At 71.3% G+C, this 13,647-nt stretch carries 10 protein-coding genes; 2 read left to right on the forward strand and 8 right to left on the reverse strand.

Annotation, left to right across the window (positions count from 1 at the left end; all coding sequences use genetic code 11):
• The 4 genes from BJ981_RS33350 to BJ981_RS33365 form a co-directional block, all read right to left on the reverse strand.
• Window positions 1–1,176: a hypothetical protein gene (locus tag BJ981_RS33350; RefSeq protein WP_184617332.1), complete on the reverse strand. Its 1,176-nt coding sequence runs from the start codon at window positions 1,174–1,176 to the stop codon at window positions 1–3.
• Complete coding sequence (locus tag BJ981_RS33355; protein ID WP_184617333.1) at window positions 1,176–4,361, reverse strand: acetate and sugar kinases/Hsc70/actin family protein; 3,186 nt, start codon at window positions 4,359–4,361, stop codon at window positions 1,176–1,178. Before BJ981_RS33355 ends, BJ981_RS33350 begins: the two co-directional genes overlap by 1 nt.
• Entirely contained in the window at window positions 4,354–6,798 is a 2,445-nt protein-coding gene (locus tag BJ981_RS33360) for a P-loop NTPase family protein (RefSeq protein WP_184617334.1), read from the reverse strand. The genes BJ981_RS33355 and BJ981_RS33360 overlap by 8 nt, the downstream gene beginning before the upstream one ends.
• A 255-nt stretch (window positions 6,799–7,053) precedes the next feature.
• Entirely contained in the window at window positions 7,054–7,461 is a 408-nt protein-coding gene (locus BJ981_RS33365; protein WP_184617335.1) for an ATP-binding protein, read from the reverse strand.
• A 280-nt stretch (window positions 7,462–7,741) separates the two neighbouring features.
• Between BJ981_RS33365 and BJ981_RS33370 the strand changes: the two genes are divergently transcribed.
• Window positions 7,742–9,127 carry a helix-turn-helix domain-containing protein gene (locus tag BJ981_RS33370; RefSeq protein ID WP_184617336.1) on the forward strand — a complete coding sequence of 462 codons (1,386 nt, stop codon included), beginning with the start codon at window positions 7,742–7,744 and terminating at the stop codon, window positions 9,125–9,127.
• 108 nt (window positions 9,128–9,235) lie between these two features.
• Here BJ981_RS33370 and BJ981_RS33375 read toward each other — a convergent pair whose 3' ends face one another.
• From BJ981_RS33375 to BJ981_RS33385, 3 genes are all read right to left on the reverse strand, one after another.
• Window positions 9,236–9,682 carry a hypothetical protein gene (locus tag BJ981_RS33375; RefSeq protein ID WP_184617337.1) on the reverse strand — a complete coding sequence of 149 codons (447 nt, stop codon included), beginning with the start codon at window positions 9,680–9,682 and terminating at the stop codon, window positions 9,236–9,238.
• 291 nt (window positions 9,683–9,973) lie between these two features.
• The gene (locus BJ981_RS33380) at window positions 9,974–11,089 is read right to left on the reverse strand and encodes a sensor histidine kinase (RefSeq protein ID WP_184617338.1); all 1,116 of its coding nucleotides are present in this window, start codon (window positions 11,087–11,089) and stop codon (window positions 9,974–9,976) included.
• Entirely contained in the window at window positions 11,086–11,751 is a 666-nt protein-coding gene (locus tag BJ981_RS33385) for a response regulator transcription factor (protein ID WP_184617339.1), read from the reverse strand. Before BJ981_RS33385 ends, BJ981_RS33380 begins: the two co-directional genes overlap by 4 nt.
• A 215-nt stretch (window positions 11,752–11,966) precedes the next feature.
• Between BJ981_RS33385 and BJ981_RS33390 the strand changes: the two genes are divergently transcribed.
• A complete protein-coding gene (locus BJ981_RS33390) occupies window positions 11,967–13,058 on the forward strand; it encodes a hypothetical protein (RefSeq protein WP_184617340.1) in 1,092 nt (363 codons plus the stop codon).
• Window positions 13,059–13,092: 34 nt separating this feature from the next.
• On the opposite strand, the gene BJ981_RS33395 is transcribed toward BJ981_RS33390, so the two are convergent.
• Complete coding sequence (locus BJ981_RS33395; RefSeq protein WP_184617341.1) at window positions 13,093–13,545, reverse strand: hypothetical protein; 453 nt, start codon at window positions 13,543–13,545, stop codon at window positions 13,093–13,095.
• Window positions 13,546–13,647: the final 102 nt, after the last annotated feature.

Genomic DNA, 13,647 nt, shown 5'->3' on the forward strand with positions numbered 1-13,647 from the left:
TCATTCGCGCCCGTAGATCACGCGGCCCGGCAGGCTGTCCTCGCCCACCCGCAGCCAGGTGCGCAGGCACGCGAGGATCTCGCCGCTGCGCGGGTCGCCGGCCCGGTAGGCGATGTCGCGGTTGCCGGTGTACCCCTGCAGGTCGGCGTACGGCCGGATCTCCAGCACCTTCACCTCGGCGTCCACCCCCGCGGCCCTGGCCCGCTGGACGTGCTCCTCCAGCAGCCGCCGCGAGCGGTCGGCCACGCCTCCCCACCAGCTCGCCGGGTGCGCGGGCGGCCGGTGGACGATCGAGCAGAGCGCCTCGTCCACCAGGCGGTGCGCGCGCAGCGCGGCCGGGGACCCCTCCTCGGCGGTGGCCAGCGCGGCCAGCCGCCGGTGCAGCTCGGTGCGGTAGGCGTTCCAGGTGCGCGGGTCGTCCAGCGGGTGCAGCCCGGAGGTGCGCAGCCCTTCCAGCGCGTGGCAGGTCGTGGGGTCCACCTGGGCGATCCGCACGACCTGCGTGGCGAGCACCGCCAGCGCCGCGAGCCCGCCGCCCAGGTCCGCGCCGAGCGCGTCGGCGACCTCGGGGTCCCATGGTCCCCCGGGCGCCTCCCTGATGCCCGGCGTGGCGAGGGCGGGGGCAGGCTCGACCAGGACGCGCGGCACGGTCCCGGGCAGCTCCAGCCACGTGGCCGGCCCCGCGCCGTTGAGGCGCTCGTCGCGGATCGCGCGCGCCCGGTCCCGCCACTCGCCGGCCACCGCCGGGTCCAGCCGCAGGCAGGCCGTCCACAGCGCCCGCCAGGTGTCGACGTCGGCGTGCTTGACCACGCTGGACCGGCCCAGGTACGCCGCCACGCGCGGGTCGGCCATGAACGCGTTCGCCAGCTCCGCCAGCGGCCCGGAGCCCCGGTCGTGCGGCTCCGTGGTGGCGGACGGCCCGGTGAACGGCGCGGTGAACGGCGCGGTGAACGGCGCGGTGGACGGCGCGCCGGAGGGCGCGTCCGCGAGCAGGGCGGCCAGCTCGCCGGCCAGCGCGGCGCAGGCGGCGTGCGCCGGGTCGCCGGGCCCGGCCGCCCCCGCCCCGGACGCCAGCGCCGCCTGCGTTCCCGTCAGCACGGCCCTGGCCAGGGCCGTCAGCGGCGAGTCCGGCCCGTCGAGCACCGCGCGCAGGCGCTCCTCCAGCCGCCCGCCCATCAGTGCACCCCCGCGAACGGGTCGTACGCCTCGCGGTAGTCCAGGTCGCCGGAGAACATGTGGGCACGGAACACCGTCCCGGGGACGCGCTCCACCTCGCGCAGCCCCGAGGCGGCGCGGAACGGCGGGTCCCCCCGGTGTACGCGCAGGTCGCCGCGCTCGTCCAGGCTGACCGTGAACCGCGGCGCGACCCCGGGCACGTCCCGGCCCGTCACCTGGGACGGCGACACGGTCGCCACCAGCGTGTCCGCGCCCGCGTCCTGCGTCCCCGCGCCGTGGGGGCGCAGGTAGAACCGCCAGCCGTACGGCGCGGGCGGCGGCAGCTCGGCGAACACGCCGCGGAACGTCTCGGCGTCCTCGCCGGACTCGGTGACGAACGTGGCTGTGAGCAGCGTGTCGAGGTCGCTCAGGTCGAACACGGGCTCGCCCACGCCGTCGGTCATGCTGCCCGGGATGCCGGGGTTGACGACGATCGAGGCGGGCGTGCCGAGGTGCCGCTCGCCCGGCGGCGCGTCCAGCACGCCGTGCCGGTCGTGGCCGACCGCGTAGTGCGGCGCGGGCCCCCGGCACAGCAGCACGTGCATGTCCATGTCGGTGTCGGCCTCCACCATGGCCCGGATGTCGGTGCGCCACACGTCCTCGTCGTAGGCGAACCCGGGCTCGGGGTTGGCCTGCAGGTAGTCGGCGACGCGGAAGAACGTCCAGTACACCGGCTCGCTGGTGCTCTTCTGCCGGTACACCTGGAAGCTCTCGGTGAGGCCGATCCACCGGTCGTTCCTGATGATGAGCTGGCCGTCGCCGCCGAGCTGGGGCAGGCGGTCGCCGGAGGAGAACAGGGGAGTGGTGCCCGCGCTGCCCGACCCGGTCTGGCCGCCTGCGGTGAAGGTGCCGCGCAGGAAGAAGAACAGGTTCTCCACGTCGACCTGCAGCCACACCGCGCCGCGCCGCAGGTGGTCCTCCACCTCCTTGGGGTCGGGGTGGACCTCCTGCCGCAGGCTCTCGGCCCAGCACGACCCGATCGAGGCGGCGTGCTTGGCGTACTCGTCCTCGATCCAGACGCTGCTCGGATCCCAGTCGATCTGCCCGCGCTCGTCGGGGCGCCGTTCGGAGAACGCGGTGATCAGCTCCTCCCTGACCAGGTTCATCCGCGAGCTGCGGCCGGTGAAGATGACCCGGTCCAGCGCGGCGCCGCCCCGCTCGGTGAGCTGACCGCGCACCAGGTCGGCGGCCAGGCGCATGATGTCGGCGAGCACGGGCCTGATCAGCGTCGCGAAGTCCTCGTGGCGAAGCTCCTCGCCCGGCCCACCGGGGTCGCCGGAGTACCCGAGCGCGCTCATGATCTGGTCCACCTCCTCCTGGGGGAGCAGGTAGGACTTCTCCGCGCCCAGCGTGATCTTCGCCCGCTCGGCCAGGTCCCACAGCAGGTCGAACACCTGGCGGGCCTGCTCGGCCGCCGCGCCGTCCTTGTCCTTCCACTGGGTCGGCACCAGCAGCTGGACGTTCTCGCGGGCCGTCTCGCGCGTGCCCGGCTTCGGGCTGAGGATCGCCGCCAGCAGCGACCCCGGCACGTACTGGCCGGCGGAGTCCTTGAAGCGGTCGTCGAAGACGGCGATCACCTTGCGCGGGTCCTGCCCGTACGGGCCGTCCTGGGCGGGGGTCCTGATGATCCGCTCGGCGATCACGGCCTTCAGCCAGTTGAACACCAGCAGGGTCAGGTAGTCGCCGCCGCGCTGGGTCTCGCCCGTCGTGCCGAGCAGCCACGGGGTCAGCCGGTAGTAGCGCCCGTAGTGCGGGTCGCCGTCCGCGCCCGCCGCCGGGGTGCGGTCGGCCAGCTCCAGGCGCAGCAGCGCGATGTCGGTGGTGCCGCCGCCGATGTCGACGATCAGCACGTGCTGCTCCCACTCGGCGCGGTTGGCGTTCTCCCGGGGCGGCAACACCGGCCTGCTGCGCGCCGCGAACGCCTCGACGCTGAGGTCGAAGACGCCGCCGAACTCGCGCATCAGGAAGAACATCGCCGCGCCGACGGCCTCGTCGAACCGGGTGATCACCCGGCCGACGCCGTCGGCCTCCACCATCGTCTGCAGCGCCTGCCGCACCCGGGGCGGCGACATGGTCGGGTAGGTGACCAGGACGTTGTTCACCTCGCCCGGCGCGAAGCCCTCGCTGTTGCGCCGCCTGGCGAGGTACTGGTCGGTGCGCGCGAGCAGGTCGCTCAGCACCCCCCGGATCAGGTCCTCGACCGCGAACTCGCCGTCGGGCCCCGTGCGCGCGTCCGGACGGCCGAGCCGCTGCTTGAGCCCGCGGTGCTCGCGCCGGGCGTCCTCGCCCGCCTCGTCGCCCTCCGACGGCGGCAGCATGGACACGGTGAGCGGGCGCTTGCGCACGACGTAGGCGGCGCTGCGCAGCTCGGTGGCGCGCGTGGAGGGGTCCAGCTCGACGCGGAACAGGCGCAGGCTGTCCAGGGGCGGCTCGCGGAAGGCGGCGTCGTACGCCTCGCTCAGCCGCGTCGTCACCAGGCGGCGCAGCGCCGGCGAGCACAGGGGCCGCGAGCGTTCCAGCTCCAGGATCAGCCGGTCGCCGATGGTGGAGTCGGTGTCGGAGCGCAGCAGCGCCACCAGCCGTTCCGCCGACGGCGGGCCAGAGCCGTCCGACCGCAGCAGCCGTTCCGCGAGGTTCTGTACGAAACGGTGCCATTCCGCGCTCAGCGCCGTGTTCCCGCGGCCGGGGTCGTCGCGCAGCAGCGACGACAGCTCGCCGAGCAGGCGGCGCTGCTGCTGGGGCGAGAAGAGCATCCAGTCCCTGCGGCCGATGTCGTACAGGGTGGCCGTCGAGCTGGAGGTGCCGAAGTCCACCGCGACCAGCCCCGGGTGCGGCTGGGTGACCCGGCGCGCACGCGCCACGTCCTCGTCCGGATCCGCGGCCGGGGCCGTCGCGGGATCCGCGGCCTGCGGCTCGGGGGCCGGCGCTTCGTGCAGGCGGGTGTCCCCGTCGCGCGGCGGCGGCTGCTCGGCGCGCGGGCGCGGCCGGGTGAACGGCTGCGTCACCGGCTCGGGCTCCCAGCCGGGCTCCGGTTCGGGCCTGCGCTGCTGCTGCCGCTGCTGCGACGAGGTGTAGTCGCGGGCGAACTCGTTCCAGTCCGCCCAGGGGTTCGACGGCCGGTCCGCGTCCGGTCGCTCCTCACGCATGCGCGCCTCCCGCGTCCTCACCGGTCTCGCGTGCCGAGATGATCTCCGACAGTTTGTCGGGCCAGACGAGCCGCGACCCGATACTGGCCAGCCTCGCGTCCAGCACCCGGCAGGCACGGGCCTGCAGCGCCGCCAGGTGCTGCCCGACGTGCCCGGAGGCCGCCTCGCCCAGCTCGCGGCGCAGCCGGAACACCTGGATCATGTCGCAGTACTCGCGCTTGCCGCGCCGGGGCGAGCCGGGATGCCAGGCCAGCGACCGTGTGGGGTCGAACGGGAAGGAGGCGTCCAGCTCCTGCGCCGAGGGCGGGCTCACCGACGCCAGCCGTCCCTCCACCCGCTTGACCAGGGCCTTCTCGCCGAGCAGCCAGTCCAGGGCCTGGAACAGCGCCAGGACGTACTGCGCGGCCGGGTCGCGCAGCGCCTCCTGCGCGGCGGCCTCGCGCAGCCGCTGGTCCAGCACCTCCTCCACCACGAGCCGCTGCTCGGCGAAGGCGCGGCGCCGGCCGCCCACCCAGTCGGCCACCGCCCGCGTCACCCGGTCGTTCACGCTGCCGTACAGCGAGCGGCAGGTCTCCTGGTACGGGGACAGGAAGTCGCGCACGTTCACCGGGGCCGTGGGCAGCGGCACCAGCGGCTCCTCGTCCTCGTCGTCGACGTCGTCCCAGTCGTCGTCGCCCGCGTGCGGCCCGCCGGGGGCGTCCCTGACGACGATCATGCCGTTGTCGACCGAGCCGAGCAGCACCAGCCACAGCGGCCACTCCGCGACGCCGTTCGCCGCGTCCTGCCGGATGCGGTCGTACAGCGACGGGGCCCCGTCCGGCCGGTGGCGCGGGTCGCCGAGCGTGCCCCACAGCTCGGCGCGCATGTCGCTGACGTGGCTGGACAGCGCGGCGACCGCGGCGCGCAGCCGCGCGGCCGTCTCGCGCTCGGTGACCTCCAGCGGGCCGAGCCGCGCCTGGATCCTCTCCAGCTCGGCCTCGTGCTCGGCGAGCGCCGTGACGTCCCGGGCGACCTGGCGGACGTGCAGGTCCAGGCCGCGGCCGCGCGCGTGGGCGAACAGCTTCTCCCGCAGCCGGGCGATGCCGCCGTCCTCGGTGAACGCCCGCAGCGCCGCGCCGATCTCCCCGGGCGGGAAGCCGATCCTCGCCCAGCCGTCGGCCTTCTCACGGGCCTCGTCGACCTCCTTGCGCCGCGACAGCTTGGCGGTGACGTCCCGCGCCCACTGCTCGGTCGGCGCGGCGTCGGCGGCCCTGGCCAGGTGGACCAGCGAGGAGATCACCACGATGCGGTCGTCCCTGCCCGGGGGAAGCAGCTCGCGGGCGGCGGTGAAGATGCCGCGGATGTCGCCCGCCGCGTCGAAGAGCTGCGCCTCGGTCGGCGGCGAGGGCAGCAGGGAGGTGCGCTCGTCCTCCGACAGCAGCAGCCAGGGCAGCCCGGGGACGGCGTCGAACTTGCCGACGGACGCGAACAGGCAGTCCTCGAAGTCCTCCGGCAGCCGGCCGGTGTGGTAGATCAGGTTGCTGAGCGTCAGCCGTTCCGCGGTGCGGGCGCGGTCGGCGCTGAACATCACCATCGCGACCGTGACGTCGCCGATCTCCAGGCCGGTCAGGAACTCGTGCCGGGCCCAGTCCTCGCCGCCGCCGCGTCCCGGCACGTCGACGAACTCGACCTCGGCGCCGTGCAGCCCGGCCAGGTTCCAGGTGGCGACCGGGACCGACACCTCCAGCACCAGGCGGCGCACCATCGCGCGGCGCACCCCGAGCCCGGACGGCGCGTCCTGCGGGCCGTCCCTGCCCTCCGCCTGGGTGAGCAGCTCCATCAGCCCGTCCGGGTCCAGGTCCTCGGCGGTGCCGGGTTGGACGGCCTGCATGGCGTCGCCCAGCTTGTCGATCTCGGCCAGCAGCAGGGAGAGGGAGCTGTGCGGGCGGGCGGCGGCCTGGTCGCGGACGAAGTCCCGCAGGGCGGGCAGCGAGCGCGGCTCGCGGGGGAGCGTGCGCAGCCGCGCGGACTCCTCCTTCGGCACGTTGGCCTGGTCAGCGGCCTCGGCCGCGTGGTCGAGCAGCCGGGCGACGTACCCGGACAGCTCGGCGTCGCTCAGGTACTCGGCCCGGCCACCGGTGATCCGCGCCGTGTCGTCGCCGCTCTGGGTCAGCCGCAGCACGGCGACGTTGGCGGTGGTGGCCTGGTTGTGGACGGGCAGCAGCAAGGGGTTGCCGAGGAGCGTGCCGAGCAGGAGGGACTTTCCTACCGAGAACCCGCCGAACAGTCCTATTCTTACTTTCTTTTCGGAGTTCTCGACGACCTTGGTGGCCAGCTTCTCCGCCGCGAGCCGGAGCGCGTCCAGTTCCGGGTGCGCGGGGACCTGCTGCAGCCGCAGCAGGGCCTCCTTGGCCTGAAGCGCCAGGTCGGGAAGGTCTCCGCCGCGATTCTCAGGCATGGGTCATCGGCCCCTCCCGGGTGCCCGGCACGGTACAACCGTCACAAAACCCCCAAACAATCCGCCATCCGGACAGGTCCGTGATATCCCGCGTCCTGCGCGGTGGAATTCCCGCCCTTTCCTTCCGATGGTAGATCGTCGGGAAAGTTGGAACGTTTCAGATGCTATGCGGATCGATCGTCTTCTGCGGGCCGCCCGTACGGGCGTCGTCAGGGAGACGGGGGTGGCGTCGGGCGGGCGGTGGATCCCGGTGGGTCAGCGGGGGAGGTGGACGACGACGTGCTTACCGCCTCCGGGCGTCGGCTCGACCGAGTGCCGGCCGCCCGCCTCCTCGGCCAGCAGCATGACCATGCGCAGCCCCCGGCCGCCGTCGTCGCGCGGAGACGCCAGCGCGCGGGGCAGGCGCGGATGCGTGTCGTGGACGGCCACGGTGACCCAGTGTCGGTCGGCGGCGAGCATGACGGTCGCGGACGGCGACTCCGCCGCGGCGTGCTCGGCCACGTTCGTCACCAGCTCCGTCACGATCAGGCCCGCCGTGAAGACGGTCTCGTCGTCCACGCCCCACGCGGCCAGCGTCCCGCGAGCCCGGTGCCTGGCCGACGGCACCTGATCGATCGCCGACACCACGGAGAAGACCTCGCTCACACGCTCCCCGGACTGCATGTCGTCCCTCCTCACGCTCGTCGCCGTCGCGTCCTTCGCGCGAGGCGGCAGCCAGGGTCCGGGCGGGAAGCGTCATCGGAAAATGTCGGAGGGTCATCGTATGCTTGCTCAGAGTTAGGACGATCCGGCATCGCCCGTTACCTGCGGCCTGGCCGTACGGTGACGCGCGTCGCCGGAATCCACCCGATCGTCGGAGTTCGCTTGCTTCGGAAATCGGTGGGTTCGTCGGTTTTGTGAGTATTCGTCGAATTGGGTGGGATGCGTGGAAAGGAGCGGGCTCATGGGCGAACGGATGTGCCCCGTGTGCCGGAAGACCCTGCTGAGCCGTTACAGCGGCGATCCGGTTTGCGCTCCCTGTGCGCGGTCGAGCCGGGGAGCCCTGCCGGCCGTGCCCGTGTGGCTGTGGGATTCCCCCGAGATCCGCGAGGCCCTGGCGTCGGCCGACCTTCCCGCGTTCCTGCTACGCGTCCGCTCCGCCATGGGCCTCAGCCAACTCGAACTGGCCAGCCTCGTCGGCTGGTCCCAGAGCACGGTCAACCGCGTCGAGAACGGCGAACGCAACACTTTGTACGACATCCGCGAACTCCTCCGCTTCGCCGACGCCATCGACATGCCACGCCAGGTGCTCGTGCCGCTGATCACGGGAAAGTCTGTGACGGAGTACCCGGCTGAGGGCATAAATGCTGATATGGATATGGATCGGCGTCATTTCACCGGGGTGTTGGCCGGCAGTCTGGCGGCGGGCATGGGGTGGCGTTCTCCCATCATTCCCGACCGCGTCGACGCGGCCCATATCAAGCAGCTCAAGGCCACGATCCAACGCCTCTACGCCGACGACCAGCGGATGGGCGGCGGGTTACTGCTATCTCCCGCCTTGCGGCAGCTCACCCGAGTCCGGCGCATGCTCGATGAGGCGGACTTCACCGAGTCGATTGGTCGCGGCCTGTTGTCCGCAGCTGGAGAACTGTGCATATGTGCTGGTTGGCTGGCTTATGACTCGGGTGATCAGAGTCACGCGCGTCAACTGTTCGGCGAAGCACTCCTGTACGCCGAGCATTCCGGAGACGAGCGACTTCGGGTGAACGTGGCGTCCTACCTCGCCATGCACGCCGTACGGCAGGCGCGCACACGACCTGGCCGCGCCCGAGAAGCGCTTCACGCGGTCGCGGCAGGAAAGGACGCGGCCCGTCCATGGGCGACACCACGGGTGTACGGCCTTCTCGCCATCCGCGAGGCCACGGCTCACGCCGTAGTCGGCGACGAGATCGCGTGCCGTAAGTCCATCGCCACGGCATGGCGCGAGATAGAGCGCGGCACACATGAGGACGACCCTGACTGGACCGGCTTCGTGACTCCCACCGTGCTCACCTACTTCGAGGGCCTGACCGCCATGACCTTAGGGAAGCCCCGCCTCGCCGTCGCTCGTTACGAGCACCTGCTCGCTGATGCTTCCCTGGGGGAGCGGAATCGGACCTATTACCGTTCGTGTCTGGCGGGAGCGTTACTGGCATCTGGTCGCCGAGCTGATGCCCTCGCCGAAGGGGTGGCACTTCTGCCGGATATCGGTGGGTCCCGGCGGACCCTCCAGGAACTTACCGGGCTTCGCGAGGCCGCGGACGAATCATCGGAGTTCGCCTATCGGTATGACCGGCTCCTGGCCGCCTGAACTCGATCCGGCTTTCGGTCGTTTCCCCGGTTCGAGAGAGCGCACGGCGGATCCGGTGCAGATACCAATCGGAGCCTCGGACGTCCGGGAGAATCCTTGGACGGCGGTTCAGTCGGAGCTGCCATAGACGGTCAGGTGTCCGTTGACCGAGCGGGTGCCGCTGGCCATCGTCGCGGTGACCACGAACGTGTACGTGCCCACCGGCGTGGTGAGCGCGGGCTTGAACGTGAGCGTGGCCCCCGTGGGGTCGTAAACGATCGTCACGGCTAGGCCCGGGGGGAGAGGGCCGACCGCCAGGGCGAAGGCGGAGGGGTTGCCGGACAGCAGGACGAGGCGGACCTTGTACTCCACGCTCCCGCCGAGTGTGACCATCTGGTGAGCCGGGTCGATGGTGAGGGCGTAGTCGTCGGCGGCCACGGCGGCGACGTTGCGAACTTCCGTGGCGGCCTGCCCTGCCGGTGCCCCGGCGGGCGTGAAGGTGGTGCCCAGAAGCGCGAGCATCAGCCCCCCGAGCACGCCGAACCGGATGGCATTCCTCGGTGTGTTCGCGAGCATGCGACTCTCCGATCGGCCGACTGGGAAACGGGAGTTCGGCGCGTGACCGGCCCATATTAGAATCGGATATCAGGCGAGTCAAGCAACGCTTGTTATGAGCCGCCTTTAATGCCCGTCAGGCGAATCCGTATATCCGGCACCGCCTGGTCGGTTCCGGTCACCGGGCCGTCGATCGGACGGCCAGGTTTCTTTGAGAAGCGAGGTGAGCCGGCGCCTATTCGACTTTCGCCGCCGAACGGGTTTCCCTAGGTGTAACTTTCGGTGGTATATGGCCGAGGGTTTCGACTGGAATCAGTCGAACAGTATTGTCACGTCCAAGCCGCCCCCGGGGCGTGGGTGGGCCGTCAGCTGCGCGCCGTGTGCTTCGGCGACGGCCTGCACGATGGCCAGGCCGAGTCCGTGGCCGTCGACGGTATGGGTTCGCTGGGTACCGAGTCGCTGGAACGGTTGGAAAAGCCGTCGTAGGTCCTGCGATCGGATGGCCGGGCCGGTGTTGCCGACCGAGAGGCGGGCGCGACCATTCGTGAGTTCGATGGCGATGGTGACATGTCCGCCGGGAACGTTGTGGTGGAGCGCGTTGTCGACCAGGTTGCCGATCATGCTGGTGATCAGGTCGGGGTCACCGCTGATCGGTGCTGGGGCCAGCGATGCCTCGACCGTGATGGTCCGCCGGGTGGCCTCCGCGCGGCGCGACAGCATCACCCCCTTGGTGACATCGGTCAGGTCGACCACTTCCCGGTGCTCCAGGCCCTTCTGTCCTTCTGCCAGCGTGAGCAGGGCGTCGATCAAACGTTGCTGCCGTTCTCCGAGATCGAGTGCTTCCTCGCACGCGGCTCGCAGGCTGGCCTCGCTCGCGCCGGGGTCGGCGAGCGCGACCTGGAGGACGGCGCGCTGACCGGCCAGCGGGGTGCGCAGCTCATGTGACGCGTTGGCCACGAAGTGGCGCTGCGCCGCGAACGAGGAGTCCAGCCGCTCGAACAGGTCGTCGAGGGTGCGCCCCAGCCTGGTCAGCTCGTCGTCCGGGCCGCGCAGGCCGAGCCGCCGGTTGAGGTTGGTGGCCGAGATCTCCTGGGCGGTCACGGTCATGGCGCGCAGCGGGCGCAGGAAGCGCCCGGCCAGCCACCACGCGATCAGCACGGTGAGGACCACGACGGTGATCGCGATGATCGTGAGCGCGGCATCGATTTGCTGCGGGGTCGTTTCGGGCGGAGGGGCGGTGTCCCCGGCCCGGAGGCGGATCCGGTCCCTCCCGAAGAGGAAGCCGGCGAACAGCAGCATCGGGACGACGACGGCCAGGACCAGGCCGGCGTACAGCGTGGTGAGCTGCGCGCGCAGGGACGGCCGGCGCGGGTGGTGCCGGGTGCGGCCGGCACGGCCGGTCACCGTTGGGGCCAAGGCGGGACTCATCGCGGGACTCCGATCCGGTAGCCGCCCTCACGGATGGTCTCGATCACCGGCGGTTCGCCGAGTTTGGCCCGCAACCGGCGCACCGTCGTCTTGACGGCCGTGGTGAACGGGTCGGCGGCTTCGTCCCAGACCCGTTCCAGCAACTCCTCCGGCGACATGACCCGGTCACCGGCGGCGAGCAGGCATTCCAGCAGGGCGAACTCCTTCGGGGTGAGCTCCAAACGCCGTCCGCCGCGAAAGGCCACGCGCCGGCTCGGGTCCAGGGTCAGATCTTCCGCCCGGAGGATCGGAGGCACCGCGGGCGCCGAGCGGCGCCCCAGCGCGCGCACGCGGGCCACGAGTTCGGTGAAGTCGAACGGTTTGGGCAGGTAGTCGTCGGCGCCCAACTCCAGGCCCTCGACCCTGTCTCGCACGGCGCCCGCGGCGGTGAGCATGAGCACCCGCGACCCGGTGCCACCGGCGGCGATGTCACGGCATACGTCGTCGCCGGGTGTGCCGGGCAGGTCGCGGTCCAGCACCACCACGTCGTATCGGGTCTCGGCCAGGTGGGCCAGGGCGTCGTCGCCGTTGAGAACGATGTCCACCGCCATGCCCTCGCGGCGCAACCCGGTCCCGATCGTCCTGGCCAGAACCTCGAAGTCTTCGACGACCAGAACTCGCACGACCGTCCTCCTTCTCGTTGGTGGTGCCGCGTCGGCTGGGCACGACCGCACTGCTCACGATGCCAGGGATCCGGTGTCGGCCGGGTGTCAGCCGCTGACACCCGGCCGACACCGCCCGTGCCGTACAACCATCCCGGAACGGTGTCCGCGAGAGGCGCGACCCGTGAGCACGGTGTCCGCCCCACGAGCGAAATTCCCTTCGGAAAGGACCAGACGTGAAAGTCTCACGGTTGACGCGGCGGAGGTTCCTCGCCGTCACCGGTGCCGGTACGGCAACCGGCGCACTGCTGACGGCCGTCTCGGCGGGCAGCGCTGGCGGGCAGCTGACGAGCAGCTCGACGGACAGGGCCGGGGTGGCCACACGCGACCTCACCCAGGCGGTGCTCTCGGCCTTCGAGGGCCATCGGCTCGTCGCGATCGGTGAGTCACACGGCCAGCAGGAACACGGTGACGCGCAGCAGATGCTGCTCGCGGATCCGAGGTTGCCGCAGGTGGTCGACGACATCGTCGTCGAGTTCGGCAACGCGCTGTACCAGCCGATCGTCGACCGGTTCGTCGCCGGTGCGGCTGTCGACGACCAAGTGTTGCGGCAGGTCTGGCGGAACACCACGCAGTCGCCCGGGGCCACCGGCGACCAGCCGATCCGTGAACAGTTCTTCCGGACGGTCCGCGCCGTCAACTGGACGCTGCCCGCGGAGCGAAGGATCCGGGTGCTGCTCGGGGATCCGCCGATCGACTGGTCCCACATCACCGCCCAAGCCCAAGTGGATGCCCTTCTCGACCAACGCGACGCCCACATGGCGTCGGTGGTGAAACGGGAAGTGCTCGCCAAGAAACGCCGGGCACTGATCTTCTACGGCAGCGGGCACGTGATGCACTCGCCGGAGCCGGGACAGAACGTCGGCCACGGAGTCCCGCTGATCGAGGAACAGAGCGGCCAGCACGTCTACGTGATCGTGGCCGGTAGCCATCCCCGCTTGGTGACCTGTCCACGGCGCACCGTGATCCCGTGCTCAGGCAACTGGCTGGAATCCACCGACGCGGGACCGTTCATGGACGCGCCGCGGCTGTGCGGCGTCCCCTTGGGAAAGCTGGCCGACGCCGTGCTGTACCTGGGGCAACCGGCGGACCTGACACAGTCGCAGTGGGACCCCGCGATCTTCCACGACCCGGTGTACTGGGCGGAACTCCAGAGGCGCAACGCGATCAACGGGAACCTCATCGACCTGGAACAGTACCGGCGGCAGCAGCCGATCACCCTGCCCACGCCACCTCCCGTGAGCTGCGCCGCCGGTCGCGGCGACTGACGGGGAAAAGCACGGATTCACCCCAGGGTTTGGCCTACTCGGGGCCGATCACGGTCAGCTGGCCGAAGGCTGAGCGGGTGAGCATGCCCATTGTGGCGGTGACCACGAAGGAGTACGTGCCGGCCGGAGTGGTGGGGGCGGTCATGAGGGTGAGCGTCGAACTGGAGCCCGGGGGGACCGGGTTGGGGTTGAACGTGTGGATGACCGAGGCGGGAAGCTGGTTGACCACCACGGCGAAGGGTGCGGGGTTGCCGGACAGCATCACCAGGGCGACGGTGTACTGCACGTTTCCCCCGGCCACGACCGTACGGCTGAGCGGGTTGATCGTGAGGTAGTAGTCGTCGGCCTGCCTGGCGCCTTCCACGGCGGCGGCGACCTGGCGAGTCTCCACGGGCGCCTGCCCGGCCGGCGCCCCGGCGGGAGGAAAGGCGGTGCCCAGAAGCGCGAGCACCAACCCGCCGAGCACGCCGAATCGGAGTGCGTTCATCTGTGTGTTCGCCGGCACGCATATCTCCGATCGACCGGACCGTGACACGGAATTCGCTGTGCAACGGCCCAGATTAGAATCGGATATCAGGCGAGTCAAGAT

The sequence above is a fragment of the Sphaerisporangium krabiense genome, from assembly GCF_014200435.1.
In the GTDB taxonomy this organism is placed as follows: Bacteria; Actinomycetota; Actinomycetes; order Streptosporangiales; family Streptosporangiaceae; genus Sphaerisporangium; species Sphaerisporangium krabiense.

Coding starts and splice junctions, on each gene's coding strand:
- BJ981_RS33370 (WP_184617336.1), top strand. CDS start 7,742: ATGGGCGAACGGATGTGCCCCGTGTGCCGGAAGACCCTGCTGAGCCGT.
- BJ981_RS33395 (WP_184617341.1), bottom strand. CDS start 13,545: ATGAACGCACTCCGATTCGGCGTGCTCGGCGGGTTGGTGCTCGCGCTT.
- BJ981_RS33365 (WP_184617335.1), bottom strand. CDS start 7,461: ATGCAGTCCGGGGAGCGTGTGAGCGAGGTCTTCTCCGTGGTGTCGGCG.
- BJ981_RS33380 (WP_184617338.1), bottom strand. CDS start 11,089: ATGAGTCCCGCCTTGGCCCCAACGGTGACCGGCCGTGCCGGCCGCACC.
- BJ981_RS33360 (WP_184617334.1), bottom strand. CDS start 6,798: ATGCCTGAGAATCGCGGCGGAGACCTTCCCGACCTGGCGCTTCAGGCC.
- BJ981_RS33350 (WP_184617332.1), bottom strand. CDS start 1,176: ATGGGCGGGCGGCTGGAGGAGCGCCTGCGCGCGGTGCTCGACGGGCCG.
- BJ981_RS33355 (WP_184617333.1), bottom strand. CDS start 4,361: ATGCGTGAGGAGCGACCGGACGCGGACCGGCCGTCGAACCCCTGGGCG.
- BJ981_RS33375 (WP_184617337.1), bottom strand. CDS start 9,682: ATGCTCGCGAACACACCGAGGAATGCCATCCGGTTCGGCGTGCTCGGG.